Annotated in this window: 17 protein-coding genes; 11 read left to right on the top strand and 6 right to left on the bottom strand. The window is 37.6% G+C overall.

The annotated features are described in order from the left end of the window. Window positions 1-911: 911 nt before the first annotated feature. On the bottom strand, window positions 912-1,685 hold the full coding sequence (locus HX062_RS02270) for an alpha/beta fold hydrolase (protein ID WP_182625582.1): 774 nt from the start codon (window positions 1,683-1,685) through the stop codon (window positions 912-914). After that, on the bottom strand, window positions 1,685-2,398 hold the full coding sequence (locus tag HX062_RS02265) for a pyridoxine 5'-phosphate synthase (protein WP_182625581.1): 714 nt from the start codon (window positions 2,396-2,398) through the stop codon (window positions 1,685-1,687). Before HX062_RS02265 ends, HX062_RS02270 begins: the two co-directional genes overlap by 1 nt. Before the next feature lie 94 nt (window positions 2,399-2,492). On the opposite strand from HX062_RS02265, the gene HX062_RS02260 reads away from it, so the two are divergent. From HX062_RS02260 to murI, 8 genes are all read left to right on the top strand, one after another. Further along, window positions 2,493-3,152, top strand: coding sequence for a CBS domain-containing protein (locus HX062_RS02260; RefSeq protein ID WP_182625580.1), 660 nt, complete (start codon window positions 2,493-2,495; stop codon window positions 3,150-3,152). Window position 3,153: 1 nt separating this feature from the next. Next, window positions 3,154-4,038 (top strand): NAD kinase, encoded by an 885-nt coding sequence (locus HX062_RS02255; protein WP_182625579.1) that lies wholly within the window; start codon window positions 3,154-3,156, stop codon window positions 4,036-4,038. A gap of 136 nt (window positions 4,039-4,174) precedes the next feature. Next, window positions 4,175-4,855: a type IX secretion system protein PorG gene (gene porG / locus HX062_RS02250; protein ID WP_182625578.1), complete on the top strand. Its 681-nt coding sequence runs from the start codon at window positions 4,175-4,177 to the stop codon at window positions 4,853-4,855. Further along, window positions 4,856-5,596, top strand: a complete 741-nt coding sequence (gene uppS / locus HX062_RS02245; protein ID WP_182625577.1) for an undecaprenyl pyrophosphate synthase — start codon at window positions 4,856-4,858, stop codon at window positions 5,594-5,596. It abuts the gene before it with no gap. 11 nt (window positions 5,597-5,607) lie between these two features. After that, entirely contained in the window at window positions 5,608-8,274 is a 2,667-nt protein-coding gene (locus tag HX062_RS02240; RefSeq protein WP_286466238.1) for a BamA/OMP85 family outer membrane protein, read from the top strand. 29 nt (window positions 8,275-8,303) lie between these two features. Continuing rightward, window positions 8,304-9,662: an OmpH family outer membrane protein gene (locus HX062_RS02235; RefSeq protein WP_286466236.1), complete on the top strand. Its 1,359-nt coding sequence runs from the start codon at window positions 8,304-8,306 to the stop codon at window positions 9,660-9,662. A gap of 37 nt (window positions 9,663-9,699) precedes the next feature. Beyond that, window positions 9,700-10,209: an OmpH/Skp family outer membrane protein gene (locus tag HX062_RS02230; RefSeq protein ID WP_182625574.1), complete on the top strand. Its 510-nt coding sequence runs from the start codon at window positions 9,700-9,702 to the stop codon at window positions 10,207-10,209. Between the two features lie 63 nt (window positions 10,210-10,272). Continuing rightward, entirely contained in the window at window positions 10,273-11,052 is a 780-nt protein-coding gene (gene murI / locus HX062_RS02225) for a glutamate racemase (protein WP_286466332.1), read from the top strand. 84 nt (window positions 11,053-11,136) lie between these two features. Here murI and HX062_RS02220 read toward each other — a convergent pair whose 3' ends face one another. Genes HX062_RS02220 through HX062_RS02210 form a run of 3 tightly spaced genes read right to left on the bottom strand, consistent with a single transcriptional unit; the run spans window position 11,137 to window position 18,701 of the window. After that, the gene (locus tag HX062_RS02220; RefSeq protein WP_286466234.1) at window positions 11,137-11,646 is read right to left on the bottom strand and encodes a gamma carbonic anhydrase family protein; all 510 of its coding nucleotides are present in this window, start codon (window positions 11,644-11,646) and stop codon (window positions 11,137-11,139) included. 48 nt (window positions 11,647-11,694) lie between these two features. Continuing rightward, entirely contained in the window at window positions 11,695-12,705 is a 1,011-nt protein-coding gene (locus HX062_RS02215; RefSeq protein ID WP_182625572.1) for a PorP/SprF family type IX secretion system membrane protein, read from the bottom strand. An 8-nt stretch (window positions 12,706-12,713) separates the two neighbouring features. Then, a complete protein-coding gene (locus HX062_RS02210) occupies window positions 12,714-18,701 on the bottom strand; it encodes an FIDD domain-containing protein (protein ID WP_286466231.1) in 5,988 nt (1,995 codons plus the stop codon). Window positions 18,702-19,046: 345 nt separating this feature from the next. Between HX062_RS02210 and HX062_RS02205 the strand changes: the two genes are divergently transcribed. After that, a complete protein-coding gene (locus HX062_RS02205; protein WP_286466229.1) occupies window positions 19,047-19,946 on the top strand; it encodes a NifU family protein in 900 nt (299 codons plus the stop codon). A gap of 131 nt (window positions 19,947-20,077) precedes the next feature. Here HX062_RS02205 and HX062_RS02200 read toward each other — a convergent pair whose 3' ends face one another. Further along, window positions 20,078-22,354, bottom strand: coding sequence for an inorganic phosphate transporter (locus HX062_RS02200; RefSeq protein ID WP_182625569.1), 2,277 nt, complete (start codon window positions 22,352-22,354; stop codon window positions 20,078-20,080). A 188-nt stretch (window positions 22,355-22,542) separates the two neighbouring features. Here HX062_RS02200 and HX062_RS02195 point away from each other — a divergent pair, with 188 nt between their 5' ends. Both HX062_RS02195 and HX062_RS02190 read left to right on the top strand, forming a co-directional pair. After that, entirely contained in the window at window positions 22,543-24,540 is a 1,998-nt protein-coding gene (locus tag HX062_RS02195) for a thioredoxin domain-containing protein (protein WP_286466227.1), read from the top strand. Window positions 24,541-24,543: 3 nt separating this feature from the next. Further along, window positions 24,544-25,311 (top strand): mechanosensitive ion channel family protein, encoded by a 768-nt coding sequence (locus tag HX062_RS02190; RefSeq protein ID WP_182625567.1) that lies wholly within the window; start codon window positions 24,544-24,546, stop codon window positions 25,309-25,311. The last annotated feature ends 3 nt before the right edge of the window (window positions 25,312-25,314 follow it).

Genomic DNA, 25,314 nt, shown 5'->3' with positions numbered 1-25,314 from the left:
ACAAAATGAAATATCAATTAAAAAGAAAATTTAACAATCAAAATATAATTATTCACATAAAAACAAGCATTTCATTTAAAAATAAAAGTTTTTCATCCTTACTCACCCCCATATTTTGCCATTGATTTAATCAATCTAAATAAAATTGAACAAACCTCAACGACTACACCGATCAAGCAATAGTGAATTATCCTACTTCTGTTGCAGTTGTGTACCATTATTTCAGGATGGGACATGAGAAAGTCCCGTTTTATAACATACAAAAAGAGGCTGTCTTAAAAGCTTAAAAGACAAAATCCCACCTTTTTTAGACGGGGTTTTTTATTGTTTGTCCCGATCGCGCGGACTCCCGATCGGGCAGATTATTGTTTTTCCATGATTTAGACGAAAAAGAAGTGTTTAGTTTCTTGCAGTACATCGGTAACGGGTTGGGTTTTGTTCGAGTCATGTTCGAGTCAGCTTCGGTAAATCGGGGTTAAACCCCCGTAAATACAAAGGTTTACCGAAGAAGACCCGAACAAAAGCAAAACAAAACCAAATAAACAACTGAATAACAACTGTTTGTCTTGTATATAGAAGGAAAAACAAACCCATTTGTGCTTTTTTTTTACAAATAATGGAAAAACACGGAAGGCGGTCATTCAGGTTAATTCCTACTGATATAGTTTTGTAGCGTATTCGTGCAGAACCTGAATAGAACAAAACGATTGTAAAAAAATAGTAATCCGCGCTGTCGGAATAGCTAAAGGCATGGATTGCCAAATCCGCGCGATCGGAGTCTAACATTCGTTTTACTTGCAAGAAGAATTAATCAAAGAAAAAGTTGCGTTATATACCATACAAAGAGGGTGTCCTTTTGGGACACCCTCTTTGTATGGTTGAACTTTTATCGCTATTGCTCCTTGAGCAAGTTAAGAGAGAAAGTCCAAAACTTTCTCGAAAAACAATTTGGGGTTTTCCGCATGCAACCAATGTCCTGCATTGGGGATTGTATCAATAACAGCCTGTGGGAAGTGTAGTGCAATACTCGCTTCGTCTTTTTCTTGAATATACTTTGACGCTCCTCCACGAATAAACAATGTTGGTTTGTCATAGCGTGCATCTTCGGCTATCCCTTCTCCAACGACTTGTTCGTCTTTGTTAAACACCTCCAAATTAAAGCGGAATGCCAATTGATCTGGTTCTTTCCAGTACAAGCTTTTCAACAAAAACTGTTTAGTTCCAACATCGTTAATATAGGTACTAATGCGATCATCGACTTCTTTTCTCGAAGGTTTTTGAGAGAAATCCACAGCATTCAACGCTTCTAGGATATCTTGATGATGAGGTGCATAAGCGCGAGGCGCAATATCTGCCACTATCAACTTTTCTACGCGATTGGGAAATTTTGTGGCCAAATGCATGGCAACTTTCCCTCCCATAGAATGTCCTAAGACAATTGCTTCTGTGATATTGTAATGATCCATATAGCGAATGACATCTTGAACCATTACTTCATAAGACCAAGCGTCGGAGTGAAAACTTCGCCCGTGATTTCTCAAATCCAGCAAATGCATTTCATACCCCTTTTCTACCATTTGCTTACCGAAAGTATTCCAGTTGTCTGACATACCGAAATAACCGTGCAAGACAATCATCGGCTTACCGCCTTCTCCTTCAATTTTTGAATATAAAATCTCCTCCATTAACTCAATTTTTGAATATACATATTAACTACATTTTCCAATCCTAAATACAGCGATTCAGCGATGAGTGCATGTCCAATAGACACTTCTAGTAAATTGGGTATATTCGCCTTGAAAAAAGCGATATTGTCCAAACTCAAATCGTGCCCTGCATTAATTCCCAAATCTAAGGCTACAGCCAATTCAGCTGCGCGAATATAAGGTTCAATGCCCTTTTCATTTCCCAATCCATATTGCGTAGCAAATTCTTCCGTGTACAACTCTATGCGATCTGTACCGACAATTTTTGCTCCTTCGATCATCTCCAGCACGGGATCTACAAAAATAGAGGTGCGAATTCCTTGTATTTTACACTCTTGAATTACTTCAGTCAAGAAATCTTTGTGTTTCACAGTATTCCATCCTGCATTAGAAGTCAACGCATCCACAGCATCAGGCACTAAAGTCACTTGCGTAGGTTTGCATTCAAAAACTAATTTTAAAAAGTTATCCATCGGATTCCCTTCAATATTGTATTCTGTATACACAACCTGCACTAAATCTCTGGCATCTTGATAGCGAATATGTCGTTCATCTGGACGAGGGTGAATCGTTACCCCTGCTGCTCCGAATTTTTGAACATCTTCAGCTACTTTTATTAAATTAGGTACATTACCTCCTCTTGAATTCCTTAAGGTAGCAATTTTATTGATATTTACAGATAGCTTTGTCATAATTAAGATATTAAAAAACAAAAATACAAAGTATAATTAAGGCTTATTGGTTTATTTTTAATTATTTTGCAGTCACAATTCAATTGAAGCGATTTTGACAACGATAGACAGTTTACTACTTCACCTACCTGCCTTCACCCCTTCAACCGAGGTGGCGGAGGTTATTGCCTTTTTGGACGAGCAGGATTATTCTCATCTTCCCATTGTTGATGCAGACCAACGGTGGATGGGCAATCTTGCGTCTGCGTTGCTCTATGACGCTGATGAAGCTCAAACCCTAGCAACGCTACTTTATCAGGCAGAACCCTTCTTTGTCAAGACGACGGATGGTTTAGCTAAAATTGCAGACACTTTTATTCAAAACAAATGTAATCTACTACCTGTTGTAGACGAAGATCAACACCTACTAGGGCAGTTGCCCAAAGCGGCTTTGATGGTTTATTTGCAAGAAAGCACTTTTTTGACGGAAACCGGCACTACAGTAATCATCGAGACGAATACCGTTGCTTGCAGCTTTGCCAACATTACGCAAATCGTCGAAAGCAATAACAATAAACTATTGGGCATCCTTGTTTTGAGTACGCACGAAAACAAAACCCAACTTCTTTTGCGCTTGACACAAAAAAACATAGAGACAATTATTTATGACTTACGACGTTTTGATTTTACGATAATCTCTCAACACGACGAAGATTTGCATCAAAACAAACTCATGGATCACTCTAATTATCTAAACAAATTTTTAAACATATAGCATGAAATTTGCAATTTACGGGCAAACCAATAAAACAATAGTACAACAAATCGTTCATCGTCTTTTAAACGTTTTCGAAGCGTATGCGCCAACTATTATTTTTGAGCGTAATTTTTATGATCTCTTAAACGAAAAAAACATTTTGCCAACGACTTACCAGACGTTCGGCGAGGCGAATGAATTACCGTTAGACGTCAATTTTTTCATCAGTATTGGTGGAGATGGTACTATGTTACGCGCTGCAAATTTCGTCAAAGACAAAAACATTCCCATCGTGGGGATTAATGCGGGTCGTTTGGGGTTCTTGGCTAATGTTCAGGAAGACAACATCGAGGAGCATTTACCTCATTTGTTTACGCACACCTACAAATTATCGCGCAGAGCCTTGCTTAACATTGCTTGTGATCCGGCGTCAAATTCGAATTTCGACATCAATTTTGCGCTGAATGACATTACGGTTTCTAGAAAGAACACGACATCAATGATCACAGTAGAAACGTATTTAGACAACGAATATTTAGCCACCTATTGGGCGGATGGATTGATTATCTCGACCCCTTCGGGTTCTACGGGATATTCTTTGAGCTGTGGTGGTCCGATAATTGAACCAGAGACGGGGTGTTTTGTGCTAACGCCTTTGGCTCCCCACAATCTCAATGTAAGACCATTAGTGATACGCGACAATCTAACAATCAAACTAAAAGTAAACGCTAGAGAAAGTCAGTTTTTATTATCGGTTGACAGCAATACACAAGCGGTGAACAACGAAACAGAAGTAACGATTACCAAAGCGCCATTTACCATTAATTTGGTGGAATTCCCACAACAAAGTTTTATCAAAACGTTGCGAAATAAGCTACTTTGGGGAGAGGATAAACGCAATTAAAAAAACGGGAGGCATTCTTTTTTTTATTACATTTATTTTTTATCACTCATATTTGTTTGAATTTGTTTAGAACAAATTATTATTTTTCAAACAAAGAGAAGGCATTATTATTATATTTGTGAATTATTTTAACAAAATGAAAAAGGCTTTACTTACATTTATCATACTGCTTAGCATGCCTTTAGCACACGCTCAGATTCATGAAGTGGGCTTCGGTTTAGGTGGCACAAACTATGTGGGCGACATTGGTTCCACTCAGTTTATTAACCCAAAGAACCTAGGCTATAACGTTTTTTACAGATGGAATAAAAGCCCGAGGCATTCCTATCGCGTGAGTTTCAGTCAACAAAAGTTGGTTGGCAATGACGCTGATGCTTCAAGTGAAAGCCGAAAAGCAAGGGGGTTACGTTTTGACAACACCATTCAGCAATTGAGCTTGGGGATTGAATTTAATTTTTTTGAGTTCGACTTACACCAAGAGAATTTTGCCATGACCCCTTATTTGTTTGCTGGAATATCAGGTGTTCGCTATACGGATTTATACTATAGAGGATCAAGGCTCTCTAAAGGAGACAAAAAATATACAGGGGCTATCCCCTTTGCAGCAGGAATGAAAATCAGGGTTCATCCTCAAATTAATATTAATGCAGAAGTTACCGCTACGTATAGTTTTACAAATAATCTAGATGGGAGTTACCCTGCTGAATCAAAATTGGAAAACTTTCGATTTGGAAAGAACGGAAATGATTGGTTTTTCTACTCTGGAATTACAATAAGTTATACTTTTGGACATAATCCTTGTTATTGCGCAGATTAAATGAAATTGAAAGAACAAATAAACATGAGCAATCTACCAAAGCATATTGCAATTATAATGGATGGCAATGGTAGATGGGCAAAACAACGTGGATTCCTCAGAACAATCGGGCATGAAAATGGCGTTAAATCCCTGAGAACCACCCTTACAAAATGCAGAGAAATAGGCATTGAATACTTGACACTCTACGCTTTTTCTACTGAAAATTGGAACAGACCTAAATTTGAAGTAGATAAACTGATGGAATTGCTTGTAAAATCACTTGCTAAAGAACTCCCTACCTTTATGGAAAACCAAATTGCCTTAAACGCAATTGGAAATCTTGAGTTACTTCCAGAAAAAGTACGTCAAAATTTGGCAACAACAATTGACAAAACGAAAGAAAACAAAAGGATGACTGTAACTTTAGCACTAAGTTATGGCGCTAGAGCAGAAATAATACACGCAATTAAGGAAATTTCTATTAAAGTTAAAAATAATATAATTTCAGAAGACAATATTGACGAATCAATTATTAATGAGCATCTTTACACGCATAATATGCCTGATGTTGATTTGTTAATTCGCACCAGCGGGGAACAGAGAATTAGCAATTTCTTGCTCTGGCAAATCGCTTATGCTGAATTGTACTTTACGGAGGTATTATGGCCAGACTTCTCTGAAGAAGAACTCTATCGATCGATACTGTCGTATCAACAAAGAGAGAGAAGATATGGAAAAACTAGTGAACAAATTAAATAAAAACGAAAATAATGTTTCAAAAAGGCATCTCACTTTTTGCCCTGTTTATTGCAGGTCTAATTTGTAGTAGTGCTCACGCACAACAAGGGGACTATATTCCTACTTTAGAAACCCCTAAAACATACATTTTAGGAGATATAAAAGTTACCGGTAAAATCAATTACAACCCCCAAACAGTTGTTACTTTTACAGGTTTAAGTAAAGGACAAAAAATTTCTGTTCCTGGAGAAGAGATAAGTGATGCATTGAAAAAACTATGGAAACTTGGTTTTTTTAAAGATATCAACATATACGAAACATCGGTTGTTAATGATACGATTAACTTAGAATTGTCTTTAAACGAATTACCTCGTTTAAGTGCAGCTAAGGTAAAAGGATACAAAAAGGCCAAATCAGAAACAGTAATTAAAGAAGCTAAATTGACAAAGGGAAAAATTGTCAATGAGAACTTGCTTTCTACAACTAAATACTACCTTTTAAACAAGTATAAAAAAGACGGATATTACAACACCAAAGTAACTTTAAATACAGTACCGACTGATTCAACAGGTCGTTACGTGGATTTAATCGTTGGGATTGATCGCGGTAAAAAAGTTCGTATTTCCGACATTGTATTTGAAGGAAATGAACAATTAACCGACAAACAATTGCGCAAAGCATTAAAAGACACGAAAAAACGCAGTCCTTTTAATCCTTTGCGAATCTTCAAACCTTCTAAATTTATCCAAACGAAGTACGAAGAAGATTTGGACCGTTTAGTAGACAAGTACAAAGAAAAAGGATACCGCGATGCACGTGTTATAGCAGATACTACGGCATACGATCCAAAAACGAATCGCATGGCGATTAACATTGATGTAGAAGAAGGAAACAAATACTACATTGGTGACATCCGCTTTATTGGAAATACGGTTTATACCAATAGGGAATTAAGCCAAGTTTTGGGCATTGGAAAAGGCGAAGTGTACAACGGTGTTTTGTTGAACAAACGAATCAACGATCAAACGGATCCAGACGGGTTTAACTTAACCAATCAGTACCAAAACAACGGGTATTTATTCTCTAACATTACCCCTGTAGAGGTAAAAACAGCGAATGATACAATTGATTTTGAAATTCGAATTACTGAAGGACCTATCGCGCGCTTCAACAATATTACCGTACGTGGAAACGAATATACCCATGATCACGTGATTCACCGTACATTGCGTACAAGACCAGGTGAGATTTGGAGTAAAGCCATGGTTATGGAAACAATGCGCCGCCTAGGTCAATTAAATATTTTTGATGCCCAAGCTATTGTACCCGATATCTTAAATCCAGATCCAGCTGCTGGAACGGTTGATGTAGAATGGTCAATCGCTGAGAAGGGATCGAGCCAGGTTGAATTACAAGGAGGATACGGTGGAGGAGGTTTCATCGGAACCTTGGGATTATCATTCAACAACTTCTCTTTGCGCAATATCTTCAACAAAAAAGCATACCACCCATTCCCTATGGGAGATGGTCAATCATTGGCATTGAGATTACAAGGAAGTTCATACTTCCAAACGTATAGTATTAGTTTCTCTGAACCTTGGTTAGGTAAAAAGAAACCGGTAAACTTATTTGGTACGATTGCCTACAGTAAACAGAATTTATACGACTACTACAGCAGAAGAACTGACCGTAGTAGAGGTTTTGATATTACGACGATTAACTTAGGGGTTGCCAAGCAATTAAGCGTTCCAGATGATTTCTTCGTTTTATCGCATACGTTGAGTTTCCAATACTATGATATGAAAAACTACAACACGGGATTGTTTACATTCGGTGATGGTTCTTCGAGAAACTTATCGTACGAAATAGAATTAAAGAGAGATAACCGCGGAATGGATCCTAACTTCCCAACTTTTGGTTCTTACTTTAGTATCAGTGGAAAATTCACTCCTCCATACTCTTTATTCAACAATGTAGATTACAAAAATCTTGCGAATCAGCAAGAATACAAATACAAATCAAGACCTGGACAAGTAGATCCGAATACGGGCTTAGTTATTCCAGAGGGCACTTACTTAAACGCATCCGGACAACCAGTAAACAATTGGCAAGATGCAACTGCTGACGCTAGTAAAGTGGATCAAAAACGATTCAACTGGTTAGAATTTTACAAATTAAAATTCAAAGGGGATTGGTATACGACAATTTACGATAAATTAGTATTCAGAACAGTTGGGGAATTTGGTTATATGGGTGCCTACAACAACAACCGCGGGGTTGTGCCGTTTGAGCGTTTCTACGTTGGTGGAGATGGATTGGCAAACTTCTCTTTGGATGGACGTGAAGTAATCCAATTAAGAGGGTATAAAAATCAAGCTTTGACACCAATAAATCAGAACGGTGAACAAATTGGAGGTACGATATACAATAAATTCACCCTAGAATTACGTTATCCTATTACACTAAAACCAAGTGCGTCTGTTTATGTATTGTCATTTGCAGAGGCTGGAGCAGCATTCGATTCATTTAAAGAGTACAATCCGTTTGATTTAAAACGATCAGCAGGATTAGGTGTTCGTGTGATTATGCCGATGTTTGGTCTATTGGGTATTGACTTTGGATATGGATTTGACGCACCTCCAGGATTGCGTGAGAAGAATGGTTGGGAGGTTCACTTTATCCTTGGACAACAGTTTTAGTGATACACTTTGCTAAAATTTAACAACTTATGAGGTATCTTTTTATTTTTTTAATCAGTATTTTTGGTTATTCCTTTTCCTTTGCACAAGGAGGGTCTGCTCGAGTTGCCTATATCGATATGGAACTCATCTTGCGACATGTGCCAGAATACACAGAAGCAAGTGCGCAATTATCCTCACGTGCGGAAGGCTGGAAACAAGAAATTGACAAGAAAAAAGAAGAGATAAAAAACCTCAAAACAGATTTAGCCAATGAGCGCATTCTGCTGACTCGTGATTTAATCAACGAAAAAGAAGAGACTATTGGCGAACTCGAAGACGATCTTTTAAAATACCAACAAAAATATTTTGGCACGGATGGGGAGTATTTTTCGCAAAAAATCAGTTTAGCGAAACCGATTCAGGATCAAGTATTTGCTATGGTACAGGATATTGCTGAAGCGCGAAAGTACGATTATGTATTAGATAAAAATGCAGAAACTACGATGTTGATTGCCGATAAACGATATGATATTAGTAATTTAGTCATTCGTCGTATGACAACAGCGCGCAGAAAGCAAAACATGACTGCAGAACAGGTAGAAGCTGTTGAGAAGGAAGAGAAAGAAGAAGATGCAATTGCCCTGAGACAAAGTCGACGCGAAGAACAACAAAAGCGCAGACAAGAGGCAGAACGCCAAATGCGTCAGGAGCAAAAAGAAGAAAAGCAACAAAAACAGCAAAACACTTCGGATCATGAGCAATTAAGTCGCGAAGAGTCTATAAAACGCCAACAAGAGGAGAAACTCAGAGAGTTGGAGGAAAAAAGAGCAGAGACAGAGCGCATCCGAAAAGAAAAGATTGAAGCTCAAAAACAATTACTCCTGCAAAAACAGGAAGAAATGGAGCGCAAGAAGAAGGAGGAGAAAGAAAACAGAGAGCAGCTTCAATTAGAACGAGAAAAACAGCTCAAGCAGCAACAAGAAGAAACTGAGCGCAAGAAGAAAGAAGAGCAGCAAAAGAGAGAACAACTGCAACTTGAACGAGAGAATCAACTCAAGCAGCAACAAGAGGAAGCGGAACGCGCAAAGCAAGAACGCGAAAGAAAGTTGTTAGAGGAAAAAGAGCGCAAGCGAAAAGAGGTTGAACAGCAACAAAAAAGCGACAAAAACGAAGAGTTAGAGAAGCTTATTGCCGAGCGAAGAGCCTTAGAAGAAAAGCGCCGAGAAGAAACAGAACAAAGAAAAAAAGACGCTTTAGAACAACGTCGTAGACAAATAGAAGAAACCCAACGCAAACAAGAAGAAATTAAAAAACGCGTGCAGGAAGAACAAGAAGAACAACGCAAAAAAAAGCTTCAAGAACAAGAAGAATTAAAACGACAAATTGAAGCCGCAAAAAATAAATAACCACGTAACAAGTAAAATAATATAAAAAACGAATACAATGAAAAAAATGAAATCCTTATTGATTGCAGCAGTAGTGTTTTTAGGCGTTAGCTCAGCAACAGCACAAACGAAAGTTGCACACATCGATGTTCAAGCTTTGATTACAGAAATGCCTGCAATGAAATCAGCAGAGGCTGAATTGAAAGCATTAGGTGAAAAATATCAAAAAGAATACGGAACAATGGTAACTGAGTATCAAACAAAAGCTCAAAAATACCAAACAGAAGCTGCAACAGTTGGAGACAAAGTAAACGAAGAAAGACAAAAAGAAGTAGAAGATCTTTTACAGCGAATCCAACAATTCCAAACTACAGCTGGACAAGAGTTACAAAAGAAAGAAGTTGATTTAACTCAACCTATTTTCGAAAAAGCAAGAACTGCCATTCAAAAAGTAGCACGTGCACAAGGTGTTCAATACGTATTAGACTCTTCAATGGGTTCTGGAGTATTATTAGCTGACGGTACAGACTTAGCTGCTGATGTTAAAAAAGAATTAGGTATAAAATAATTTACTATCATAAACTAAAAAAAGTCCGTTTTTATGACGGACTTTTTTATTTTTGTTCTACTTATGAAAAAAACAAATCCAATAGGACTCTTTGATTCTGGTATAGGTGGAACCACAATATGGCAAGAAATAAACAAATTAATGCCAAGTGAAAACACTGTATTTTTAGCGGATCAAAAAAATGCACCTTATGGTACACAAACCAAAGAAGCGATCATTGCACTTTCGCACAAAAACGTTAAACACCTTGTAGATCAAGGGTGTAAGCTAGTTGTGGTTGCATGTAACACCGCAACGACTAACGCCATTGACGAACTAAGAGCTTCATTTACTATTCCCATTATTGGTATAGAACCGGCGATCAAACCAGCTTCTCTACTGACCAAAACCTCAACCATAGGTGTTTTAGCCACCAAAGGAACCATTACAAGCGATTTATTCACCGCTAAACTAAAACTATACCCCAACGTAAAAATAATTGAGCAAATCGGCTATAATTTAGTCACGCTCATCGAGGCGGGAAAGTTAGAGTCGCAAGAAATTAAAGATCTCTTGCAATTGTATCTTATACCCATGGTTGAACAAGGCATGGACACCTTGGTCTTGGGGTGTACGCATTACCCCTATCTGACTCCTATCATAAAAACCATTATTCCCGAAGATGTTCTCATTATTGATTCGGGAGCAGCCGTTGCTAAACACACGCAAAAAATACTACAGCAACACGATTTGCTAAATGACAGCACCGCTCCAGGTAGTTGTATTTTTTACAGCAATGTGGATACAACTGTTTTAAAAACATTTGTTCCTTCTTCACATCTCGTTCGAGAAATTCAGTTCTAATACTAAAAGCATGGCGATTTCTCCATGCTTTTTTTGAAGGGAGTGATGAGCTCATTGCTTCGTCAACGCCGCCCCCACTCCATCCTATTTATACCAACTCGAATACATGACGTAATTATCGGCGATTCGTTGGATTTCGCCAGCGAAGGCTGAAGCGTCGATATCCTTAACTTTTTTTGCGGGAACTCCGGCATATATACTTCCAGGCTCGACTACCGTATTTTGTGTGACAACCGCTCCAGCAGCGATTATAGTGTTGCTGTGTACAATACAGTTATCCATGACAATAGCCCCCATTCCGATCAATACATTATCGTGGATGACACAACCGTGGACCATGGCTTGATGTCCTATAGAAACGTTATTCCCAATCACAGTGGGGTGTTTTTCGTAGGTACAGTGAATAATAGCGCCGTCTTGGATATTGACCTTATCTCCAATGGTAATTGTGTTTACATCACCGCGAATGACCGCGTTAAACCAAACACTGCATTGCTTACCTATTGTTACATCCCCTACGATAGTAACATTTTCTGCGAGATAACAATCCGCTTCGATTTGAGGATACTTTCCTCTTATTTCTTTTATAATCATAATTCAATACTAAAAAAAAAGTCCCGATAAATATCGGGACTTTTTTTATTAATCGTGTAAGTTTGGACAATTACAATCCAACGAACTGCGTTTTGAAAATATATTTACACCGAGTGTAAACAAGTGGAATCCACTTTTATTAAACGTACGGTCACCTAGTTCATGCGTATAGGTATACGTCAAGCTAAAGTTTTTATAAGAACCTCCAAGAAGGGGGCTTAAACTTTGAAGGGCTTGTTTTTTAGTTGATCCGCCTTTCACGTATTCTGCGTTGTCAAAATCACGGCGGTAAGAAACACCTGCCCATAATTTTGCATCTTCGAATGTCTTATACACTTTCATGTTGATGTCAACGAGTTTCAATTCAGTTTCTTCTACGTATTGAACTAAAACAGAAGGCTCATACATCCATCCACCATTGAATTTTGCATCGCCAAAAGTGTAACCTGCACCTAATAAGTAACGGCGTGAATTATCACTTTCAACATCTGAATAAAGTTCTCTTTTACTAGTAACTGCATTTTTAACAGTAAACATAGAGAAGAAATTTTCTCTGTGATACGCCGCACCAAAATCTACAGTAAAGTAACTGTCTTTCACTTCGAGTCCTCCGCTTAAAATTGGGTCGTAAACAGATCCAAATTTAGTTTCGTCCAGTGTGATACGTGAAAAACCAGCACTCATACCAAAAGATAACATATTCAACTCATAACGCGATTCACTAAAAGTAATGTGATGCGCATAGGTAAGCTTGGCTCCTGTTTCAGCATGATAACCGTTCTTATCTGAGAAGGCGATGATACCAATACCCGATCTTTCACCGATTCGGGTATTAACTGTTAATGTTTGGGTTTGGGGAGCGTCATCTACATCTCCCCATTGTTGTCTTATAGCTCCTCGTACCTGTGTACTATTTTTCAACCCCGCCATTGCTGGATGAAGCAAGTAATAGTTATCAGACAAATAATCCGAATAGATAGGTAATCCACCGTCTTGCGCATTACTCATTTGAGTAACTAATAACGCCACTGCTAAATATCTTTTCTTAAATATCTTCATATCCTAAATTATCGTTTTAGTGAGAAATGTCCTTTAAACTGAACTTTTCGAGGCACTTGATTCGCTTGTCTTGGTTCTTCTAAATATTCAACAGTAAACCAGTAATCTGTTGACGGCATTGATTTTCCATTAAATGTTCCATCCCATCCTTCGTTAGAAGGGCTAAGTTGTTTCAATAGTTTACCAAATCTGTCGTAAATATAGATTACCGCTTCTGGATGTCCTTTTAATGCTGAAATATTCCAGGTATCATTAAATCCATCTCCATTTGGTGTAAAGAACTTCGGATAGCCTAATACGAATATGTCTAAATATTGTGGACAAATCGACTTGTTATCTTTATATCTTACCCAAACTCTATGCGTACCGTTTGCTACATCATAGAACATTCTTGAATCTTGATAAGCTCCTTCATCTAAAGCATACTCAAATAAACTAGACTCTTGTGGTGAAGTGATGGTAACTGTGATCGTCTCCTCTCCGTCTAATTGATTGATCATTCCCGTTGAATCAGCTCCTTGTACTTTGATCGGAATTTCGTCAACAAAAGTCAATACTACTGAACTACTAGGCGTAGAACATTTTTGCCCTTTGTACTTCACAACAACTCTGAACGTATTTCCTAGTGCCGTATCTTCTACAACGTAGTACGATTTAGTAGCTCCAGGAATATCAGTAAATCTACCTGTTTGGCTCGTATGTTGCCATTGGAATTCGTAATCTTCTCCTTTGTATCCCGAGTCAATAGTGTAAGGATCTACTAATTTACCTGTATTGTAGTCAATACAAACAATTGCTCCTTGTAATACTGGTGCTATTGGGCTTTCTTCTACAGTTAATGTAAAAGTTACCTCAGCGGTACAATAGTACTCCGTCACGACTCCATTAGCATCTGTTTGTGGTAAATGTACAACTTTAGCTATGATTTCGTGTGTCCCAATCGGCAATTCAAAATTAGCCAATTGCGCAGCTGGAATATCAGTATTGTTATACGAATAAATAAGAGCCAATTCCCCTAAAGGAATGTTTTGTGCGCCTATAATTTCAGGACCAAAAGCTGTTAAATCAAAACTTGCAACGCCATTCGGTCCTGTAGGTGAAGCACATTTTTGAATGCGAGTTAAATCTGTTAAGTCAATATCGAATGCTTTAACTTGCTCTTCAACAACCAATAGTATTTTACCAACATAAGCACATCCTGAAGTTTTATTCACCACACGAACCCAAATTGTTTGACTATCTTCAGTAGTATTGGTATACGTATAATCTGGTGGAATTGCGTTTCCAATATTATGAGTACGAGCATCAGCCTCTTTTACATAGAAGAAAATATCCATGTTAGCTTCATCATTACCATTTAAAATTTCAGATTTTTTATCTAATAAATTAAAGGTAGAAAAGCCTGTTGCATTTTCTAAACAATGAGCAAATACAATATCATCAAAACGAGGTTGTGGATCAGCAATTAAAATCAGTGGCACAACAACATAACATGGGTTTGCATAACTTCCTAACGTTACTCTAACATATACTGTCGTATTTGGACTAGTAAAGGTTGCTGGGAACAAGATTTCTACATTTGGATCTCCTGCTGCTGCCCCTCCTGGTGTTGTATAATATTTAAAGAAATACCCACTCGATTGCTGTGCAATTTCATATGCTTTACTTGTTAGATCAAATACAGCCGCGTTCGTGGCTAGATCGATCACACATGAATGTAAAGGACTAGGCGTATCGTTTACATCTGGTAGAGGTGATACTTTAACGACTAAAGGAACATAATCACGACAACCATTAAAACTTGTTACAGCTACCCAAATCGTTTGCGGATTCGACGTGTTCGAATAACTAGTAGGTGTAGCAATTGCATTTACATCTTGTTTCGCATCTGCTAAGTTTTCATAATATTTGAATGTAACGCGATCAATATCTCTCCCCAAAATTTCTGTTTCGCGAATGGTAAGGTCAAAAATTGTTCGTCCTGTATTTGGAATCTCCGGCTGACAGATAGAAATCTCTCTAGGAGTTGTTAATGCTAATGGTTTATTTACAATTAAATGGAACTTCCCTACAGCAAAACAACTCGTCCCTTTATGATAAACGCGATACCATATTTCTTGGTTATTAGTTACATTCACATAATGTGTAGGAATATTGATAGCATTTTGGTTTGCTTGTGCATCAACTTCGTTTAAAAAGTAACGCACAACTAAGCTTCCTGTATTGTTGTTCCCATCCACTTGTGCAGAAATAATTGGTATTGTTTGCACAGTCAAATCAAAAACAGCAGTATCGACAAGTACACTCTCTGAACATAAAACTAAATCATCAAGTGCAATTGGCAGTACTGGAGATGCTATGACTTGTAATTGAATTGGCTGAACCGTGAAACATCCACCTGCTAATTCTCCTCTTACATAAATTGTACTTCCTCCTGGCGTAATATTCGTGTATGCATTTGGATTTTGAATAACATGCGTATCATTTAAAGCATTTTGCTCTGTTTCATAAAACTTCAGTGCAATACTAGGATCACCATTTTGCAAATCAGTCACTAAGGCTAATAAGTTAAATGTACCAAACCCATCATTAGAAATTGAACATATCGACACTGGTTCCTCTGGAATATTAAGTACTGGTTCTGCTAAAACTTTTAACACTAATAGTTTTACAGTAGCACATCCAGAATCTGCAACAAATCGTACATAAAGATTTTGTTGATACGGGGTTGTGTTTCTATAGTTACTCGGTAATGGATTACTGTTAGTATTCGCATCATTAGCAGAGCTGTGGAAAGATACTCCATAACCTGTACCTCCACCTAATAACTGCTGTATATAACTATTCAAATTGAAATTAGCAAGACCTTCCCCCCCTGTTTCTTCACATACGGAGTATATAGGTAAATCAGCAACTGTTGGTTGTAAAACAGGTACTAAAATTACATTTGATATTCCATAACATCCCGTTTGATTAGATTCCACTCGTACCCATACACTTCTTGAAACAATACTTGAATAATAGGTAGGGTTGGTAATTCTTCTAACTTTTGCCTCTGCATCTTGGCGACGACTGTAATATGTTATTTCATATTGAGCAGGATCTAATCCATCCAATATAGTTGTTTCGTTTTGAGTTAAATCAACTATCATCTCGCGATTCAAGTTATCAACACAAACTTGCATATCTACCCTTTCGTCAATTTTAACTTTAGGTGCAGCTACTAATTCGACTTCTACAATCTCAAAACAAGTGCTATTTAAGTAACTAACACGAGCATAGATAATTTGATTAAAAGGAACATCGTTTACAAACGTATTAGTTCGTATTGCATTTGTCTCTGCCTCAGCATTTGTAATTGTTTTATAAAACTTAACCTCTACCTGAGGATTTACATTTCCTACAAGTATTTGAGGTATTAAACTACCTAAATCAAAAGAAGCAATTCCGTTATCAGCTGTCGATAAACTACATGAAACAGAAACCACATTATGATCTAAATCAGGTAAGTCAACAACCATCAATTCAATAGATCCATAGTTAAAACATCCCGTAACAAGATCGGTAATACGCACACCTATGCGTCCGCCTAAGGACTCGTATTGTGTAATATTCACAATTAGATCTTGTGGATTACCCGTAATAGCTCCTTGTTCTGTTTTATAATAAGTAACCTCTTTGTTCGTAGCCCCTCCAATTAATAGATTATTATATAAACTTAAATTGAACATTCCTGTTTGTTTATCTCCCATAGGACAAGCATACAATGGATCTAAAGTAGGGACAACAGGTAAATCAAGAGCCTTAATTATGAACGATGTTGTAGCAAACTCACTCACTTCTGCTCTATTGTGAACACGAACATATATTGTTTGGTCTGTTTCTCCTTGAGCAAGTGCATAATTAGCTGGATTTGCAATTGGAGAAGTATTCGCTATTGCATCTTCATTAGATACGAAATATTGTACGATATAATTCGGATTACCGTGATATACGATGTTATTTTGTTGAGTTAAATCGAAGGTAGGAATAGTTCCATCTACGTTCTTACATACAGTTAAATCATCTAAAGTAACTAAGTCAATATCACAGTGTCTTGCAATTAATCTAAACGAATCTACTGTAAAACAATCTGTATTTCTGTGTTTAACTCTTACCCAAATTGTTTTCTCAGTAACTCCATTTGTTGTATCTAACTCATACAAATTTCCTAAAGCATTTTGATTTGCTCTTGCATCAGCTTCTGTATTAAAATAAGTAATATCGTAACTATTTGACGCGTCAATACTACTATTTACATCTGTCAAATCAAAAGTTGCCTTTTTCGTTTGGGTATCAATACAAGCTTGTAAGTTTCTTATTTGTCCTAGAATAGGAGTATCTTTTACTTCAACAGTGATGTCTTCCGTATAAGTACAACCGAAATTATCAACAACTTCATAGGTAAAAGTATAGGTTCCAGGAACATTCGTAGTAACCGTTGCATTTCCATTTCCAGTTTCAACTAAACCATCAGCTGGCAACCAACGTTGACTTACAACTTGAGGTGCAAATGACAAATCAGGTAAGTTAAAACGGTCATTAAACTTAATTGACCAACCAAAGAAAAAGCCTTCATCGACTCCAAGTCTATCTTCAATTCTCACACTCCATTTTCCGTTCAACGGCGCGCCGATTAAATTATTCAACGTGTTTGCAGGTCTTCCGGTTTGTCTTTGTGCAGGTAAATATGTTCCTGGGGATTTAGTATTAGTAAATCGAGTGGTAGACCCCGTGGTTGGTTGTTCAGGAGCCCCTCTTAACGTCTTCAATGCAGTTTGACTAAAACAGTAAGTAAGTGGACTACCAAAAGGTTCTTGGGCAGAACGATTGCTCGGATCCCCAAGAAGCACATTCGATCTAGCGTCTCCGCCAGTCTCAGGAGAGTCTCGATCCAGTAAATATACTTGTGCACCATTCGGTGCAATTAAAATAATATCTAAATCGCCTAAATAAGTATGTTCAATATCAATACAAATACTCAATATGTCGTCAAGACTTTCAATTTCTGCGCTAGCACAGAATTGATTAAAAAGAATATCACTGTAAAACAATTCACCTGTACCATCTGGTAAGGCAATCGGATTACTTTCAGGTTCTTCTGGTTCATAAATAACTTCTCGAAGGGCAACGCTACCAGTTAATTTGATGGATTCTCCCACACAGTAAGACTGCTTATCAGCCGCTAGTGTAAAATCAGCTTCACTTTCACCAATTTGAATCACAAAACTAACTATTCTAGAACAGTTAAGTGCATCTTTCACTATGAAGCGAACACGGTAAGCTCCTTTCTCGTCATATATGACGGATGTGTTTTTTGTATTAGACGTATGTCCATTATCAAAATCCCATGTGTAAGTCGCACCAACGTCGCTATTAGAGAACTCAGCGTCCCCAAACAGCTGAATTTCTTCTCCTATACAGGCACGAATAACCCCTAAATCTTCTTCACATGCAGGTTCTACTCCCAGATCAAAAGCTGGAATAGTTCTCAACACTCTTGGTGTAATAACTTGACAAGGTTCTGCATTACAAGATACAGTTGCACTAAATCCTGGTGCTGTTGGAGCATCACCTGTTCTCCAAATCAGTGTTATACACCCAGCAAAATTATCTGAGATAAATGTTCTTCCATTTTCAATGGGATTATCTCTTGTGAATGGACCTCCAGGAAAAGGATCAGTTGCTCCTGTATTATTATAGATTTCTAATGAAGCTCCCTCGCCCAATAAGAAACTAGTAAAATTCAGTCGAACAGTTCCATCAGTACCTTCTGGGCATAATGTCATTGTAATCATCTCATCCTTTTGATAATTACCTGCTATACCTCCACTGTCATACAATGTTCCACTACAAGCTTGAAAACGACCGTCAGCTAATATAATAGCATCTCCAGTCGTTTGAGCACTTAATACTCCACTTAATAGAAAAACAATAAATAATAAAAATCGTTTCATAAATGATTTTATTGGTATATAAATATTACTCTTACTCATATGTTTAGACTTTAATTAAGATCAAAGTACATGGTTCTTTGATGATATAAATCAATCATTGTTTCACTATTCAACGTATAACCATCGCTCCGCGCATAGTTACAACAACTACTTTTCTCATAATTAATTACTCTACACATTATTGCAAAATTTAAAAATTGTACTTATTTCTCTTCGTTTGAATTACTTACGTCATCGACTCGCTGTTAATTCATACTTAATTATATGTTAATTATATGTTTAAAAAACCAAATATACAGATTCGTAGAATATAAGTTTGTTAATTTTGAAAAAAAATAAAACAAAATGTCACAGATTAAAATTCAAAATACTCAAAACCCCGCAATTGTAAAGTTTATCCTATCTGATTTTATCACTAAGGGAGACAATTTTGAGTTCAAAAACATTGATGAAACAGCAAAATCTCCTTTAGCCCGAGAACTTTTCTACTTACCTTTTGTAAAAACGGTATTTATTGCAAATAATTTCATTGCCATTGAAAAATTTTCAATTGTTGAGTGGGATGACGTACAAGATACTGTTGCAGATCAAATCCAAACTTTCATCGCTAAAGGTAAGAAAATCTTAATAGAATCTAAAGATGATGCCAAAAAACATCCGATAACGATTTATGCTGAATCTACACCTAATCCTGCGGTGATTAAATTTGTAGCCAACAAGCTATTAACCAAGCAGGGGATTGAGTTTAAAAACATTGATGAAGCCACGTCTTCACCCCTTGCCAAAGAACTTTTCAAATTGCCTTTCGTACGCGAAATCTTTATTGATGAAAACTATGTTTCGATTTCAAAATACGAGGCATTTGATTGGAATGAACACATCCAACCTACACGTTCATTTATCAAAGAATTTTTGGAACAAGGAAATTTAGCCGTTGATGAATCTCTGGTTATCAATACCGAAGAACTAGAAAAACAAGCGGATATTCACTTTGATTCCTTAGACGAGAAATCACAGCGCATTATCAATATTTTAGAAGAAAACGTAAAACCGGCCGTTCAAGCTGATGGAGGTAATATCGCCTTCCAAAACTATGACGGACAAACTAATGTGGTTCAAGTAATCTTACAAGGTGCTTGTAGCGGTTGTCCTTCTTCAACGTTTACGCTGAAAAACGGTATTGAAAGCATGTTGAGACATATGCTGGCAGACGACAAAATTGTAGTAGAAGCCATCAATGGTTAATACCCTATCCTTAAATAATAGATAAGCGTCTTAATAAACCTGCCCCAAAAAGTATCAACTTTTTGGGGCATTTTTTATGCTAAAAAAAACGGCAGTACGAAAGTACTGCCGTCTTTATATGGTTAACAAATCTAACTCATGGGAGTAAATTTCTTTTTTCGTTGATCAATCTCAAACTGTTCGAACAATTCCAACAAGCCAATAGTAGCTTTTACTAAATCGTCCGTTTCAAATAAAATAGAGAAATACAGTTTACTGTTCTTAGGACTCGTTTCTGTTGTGCGAATACGCACAATCTGTTTTTGAATCAACTTATCAATCGTTTGTGTGATCTCTTCTTTCTGAGCTAACACCTCGCCAATGCGATCATAACGCGCTTCCATAAAAATAGCGCCAACCTCATCAAGGAAGATTTGCAACTTATTGTCAATCAACTTTAGATCTCGAACTTGGTTGAACTTCAACTTCTTGTGGTTGTTATCCACGTGGGTATAACTATTTTGTGTGATAAACAAAGCCGATTTAATGATATCCTGTAAAAACCCTAAGGTGAGTACATAGAACTTACTCGCTCCTACAGTCGTTTCATCTAAATTCTTGATAAAGAAATACACATTTCCTCTTAAACTATCAACCTCTTTCTCCAGCTGTCTTAACTTCTTTCTACACGCTTTTAAATCCGCGTGATCCTGAAGTGCTACGCCATCAATTACGCGCGTATACAATTCGTTGGTACGAACGATTACTTTGGCGATTTGTGCAGAGCTTTCTGACGCTACTTCGTGAATGGTAACAATGTCAAACTTATTGAGTTTTTCAGTTTTCAATTTTTTCTCTTGTTCCAAGCGTTGATGCGTTTTATTGCTGCGGTATAATAAGATACCTACTAAGATCAACATCGCTACTAAAGCATAAACCTCTCCTATATATAAGATATAAGCCGTAATAAAAGCGGCGAGAAAGGCAACAATAGCTGTTACAAACCAACCACCGATTACGTTGAATACTCCAGCCACGCGATATACAGCAGAATCTCTATCCCAAGCGCGATCGGCAAATGAGGTACCCATTGCCACCATAAAGGTTACATAGGTAGTAGACAACGGCAATTTCATAGACGTACCAATCGAGATCAAGATACTTGCCACCATTAGGTTAACTGAAGCACGTACCATGTCAAATGCTGGTTCTTCTTGTTTGTTTTTTGTTGTATTTACAGGTTGTTCAAAGCGCTTATCCATTCGAATTTGCCATGATTTAGGCAAAAAGTAATTGACAATACCACCCAAAATAACCATGGCGCGAACAATTACTTTAGACAAGATATTGGGAGAGAACTTCTCATCTGACGAATCAGAACTCTGACGCGCTAAATTCATTTCTGTCTCAATTACATTACGCGCTTTTTTCGATGTCCACAAGGTATAAACCATGATTCCTCCTGCAATTAATAGAAAATAAAACGGAGCAACTACGTTTTCTTCCGCTAATTTACCCATCATATAAACATCAGCTGCTTGACCTGAGCTTTGAAAAAAGCCATACGATTGTACAGCGGCAATTGGAACACCAATAAAATTCACCAAGTCATTACCTGCAAAGGCTAAAGCCAAAGCAAAGGTTCCGATGATAATAATGACGCGCAATATATTTACGCGGAACACCGACATGATTACCTGAGAGAAGATGGTCCAAAAGACAAAACTTCCCGCCAATATTAAAAATTGATTGTGATCGATCCAATCAGATGTTTCACGGGTTATAAAGCTTGATCCTTTGAGTCCTTTAATCAAGATAAAGAACGAAATCGCACTGATTGCAACTCCTCCAAACAAGGCGCCAAAATACTTTAACTTGCGCTCGACTTGAAAGGTAAAGATTAAACGGGAAACGTATTGCACGATTGTCCCTAAGGTGAAGGACAAAATTACAGACAGTAGTATACTGACCACAATTTCGGATGCTTTTTTCGTATTGATATACGAAGATAACGTAGACCAACTATCGTCGCTGGTAATAATTTTCACTACAGCCAAACACACTGCTGCTCCTAGTAATTCAAATACGATAGAAACCGTTGTGGATGTAGGTAGTCCCAAGGTATTAAATACATCTAACAGCAAGACATCGGTGATCATTACTGCTAGGAAAATAATCATTACATCGTTGAAGGTAAACATGCTAGGGACAAAAATCCCACTCCGAGCAATTTCCATCATCCCACCCGAAAAGACGGCTCCGACGATGATTCCCAGTGAAGCCACCAACATAATCCCTTTAAAGGACATTGCTTTCGACCCGATTCCAGAATTTAAAAAGTTTACGGCATCATTACTTACCCCAACAGTCAAATCTATTATCGCTAATATCCCAAGGGCTATCAGCATTACAATAAAAATTTGTTCCATTTATTCTTTTATTTTTTAGCGTACTGCAAAAGTCATTATATTTCCGTAATCCAACGTTAACTTAATGTTATCCTTTCCATATTTCCTAGGTTCTGAGATTTTAAAAGGCTTGGCAAAATCTATCGGTTATGCCCCAAAACCGGCAACAAAGCAAATAATTCCCTAATTTTGTTTTTCAAACGCAACATATGAACGAACTCATTCACAGCTCGAATCCGTATTTAAAGCAGCATGCAACCAATCCTATTCACTGGAAGGCATGGAATACCGCTGTTTTCGAAATGGCAAAAGAACAAAACAAACTCGTTATTGTCAGTATTGGTTATTCAACTTGCCATTGGTGTCATGTCATGGAGGAAGAAAGTTTTACGGCAGTAGCCGTTGCAGAAGTTATGAATCGCCATTTTATTTCAATCAAAGTTGATCGAGAGGAACATCCCGATGTGGACGCTTACTATATGAAGGCAGTACAACTGATGACCAAACAAGGAGGATGGCCGTTAAATGTGGTTTGTTTACCTGATGGTAGACCGATTTGGGGCGGAACGTATTTCCCCAAACAAACATGGCTGGACGCTTTAGAACAACTCGCACAATTGTATCAAAATAAACCAGAGGCCACCCTTGAATTTGCAGAAAAACTACAAGAAGGGATCTACATCATGGGATTAGCGCCAACTGCAAGGGAAGAGCAACGGTTCAATTTAACGATGCTCCTAGATAAATGGAAACAGAGCTTTGATTTAGAGTACGGCGGCTATCAACGTGCACCAAAATTCATGATGCCTACCAATTTACTCTACTTGCAAAAACTAGGTGATCTAAACCGAGATAAAGCCTTACTCAATTATATTGATCTTACACTGACTCGTATGGCTTGGGGTGGGATATTTGATGTTATCGAAGGCGGGTTTTCCCGCTATTCCGTTGATTTTAAGTGGCATATTCCTCATTTTGAAAAAATGCTCTACGACAATGCGCAACTATTGAGCGTGTATAGCGATGCGTATAAACGCACTTCAAACCCACTGTATTTGGAAATCATTGAGAAAACAACTCAGTTTATCCAAACCAATTGGCAATCTCCTTGGGGCGGGGTTTATTCTGCCTTAGATGCAGATAGCTTAGACCCTGCAGGTGTTTCAAAAGAAGGGGCCTATTACGTCTGGACAGAACCGGATTTGCGCCGTATTGTAGGAGAAGATTTTGATTTATTCGCTCAAGTATTCAACATAAATAAGGATGGTTACTGGGAAGAGGGAAATTACGTACTCATACAAAATCAACCGTTAACCACTCTTGCTGCAACCCATGCTATTTCAGAATTTGAGTTACAAAAACGCAAAAAACAGTGGGAATCAAAACTGTTACAAGAGAGAAATCTAAGGGCAAAACCCCTGCTTGACGACAAGATTATTACGAGCTGGAATGCCATGTTAATCACGGGTTTACTCGATGCTTACAGCGCTACGCAAAACACAGCTTATCTGCAACAAGCCGTGCGTATAGACAACTATATTCAAACGTATTTAGTAGAAGAAGAAGGCGGGCTTTTCCATTCATCTCATCACCAAAAGGCACAAACACTTGGCTATCTAGACGATTATGCTTTTTATATTCAAGCGTTAATTCGCTTGTTTGAACACACAGCAAAACAGACCTACTTATGGGAAGCCAAACGAATGATGGATGCTAGTTTAGATCTTTTTTTGGATGACAAGAGCACATTCTTTTACTTCAGTCAAGAGCAACAGGCCGATATGATTTTGAGGAGTATTGAAACGGAAGACAATGTCATTCCATCCGCCAATGCCATTATGGCGTATAATTTACTGTATTTGGGTGTTGCTTTTGAAAACCGATACTACAGCGAACTCGCTCATCAAATGATTGAAATCATGCAATCTCAACTGGATTATCCTTCAGCATATTCCCAGTGGTTATTGGCAATGTTGTACAGCGAATCACCTGCTGAATTAGCAATTGTAGGTGAAAATGCCTTGGAAGACAGCTTGCGCATACAAGCGAATTTGATCAGTAAAACGTTTATTTTTCCAATCAATGAGCCGAGTACAATCCCCTATTTCGAAAAATACACAGCAACTATTGACACACAGTACTACCTCTGTGAAAACAGACATTGTTTAACCCCTACATCAGCGTTAAGTAAATTTATTAAACTGTAGCCTATGGAAAAATTTGATCATTTATTGACCTCTTATATCGAAAACACCATTGCATATATCCCTCAAATTGTAACAGCTTTGTTGATTCTAGCCTTGGGACTATGGGTGATTAAGTTATCGCAAAAAATAGCGAAGCGAATCCTTACTAAGCGCAATATTGACCCAACTTTTAACAGCTTTATCCTTGACGCTTTACTATGGGGATTTCGCATTTTGCTCTTCGTTATCATCGCCTCGAAATTGGGAATCCAGACCAGCTCTTTTGTTGCGATCATCGGAGCAATGAGCTTAGCCATTGGACTATCCTTACAGGGATCTTTGAGTAATTTTGCCGGGGGTGTTTTGATTATTCTCTTTAAACCCTTTCGCATTGGCGACATCATTGAAGCCCAAGGTGAAGCGGGAAAAGTGCTGAGTATTCACATCTTTTCCACCCAAATTGTCAACTATCAAAACAATGTGATTTACATTCCCAACGGGGTGTTGTCCAACAGTAAAATCAAGAATATCTCTCAAAATAACTTGAGGAGATCAGAAGTTTTGGTACAGACTAATCTAGCGAAAAATACCAATGATTTTATAGCTCAATTGTTGGATGCACTCCAAGCGAATGACAAGATTTTGTCTCAACCCAAACCACGGGTTCTCATCAAAGAACTCCTCGATACGAAGATTACTTATGTGGTTCAAGTTTGGGTGGACAATGATAATTTTACGGCTGTAAATTCTTTTATTTTATTGAAAGCAAGAGAAATAAGTGATCAATTATAATCA

The sequence above is a fragment of the Myroides sp. DF42-4-2 genome, assembly GCF_030326445.1.
In the GTDB taxonomy this organism is placed as follows: Bacteria; Bacteroidota; Bacteroidia; order Flavobacteriales; family Flavobacteriaceae; genus Flavobacterium.
The sequence above is the reverse complement of the archived record's forward strand: the minus strand, read 5'-3'. Positions and strand labels throughout refer to the sequence as shown.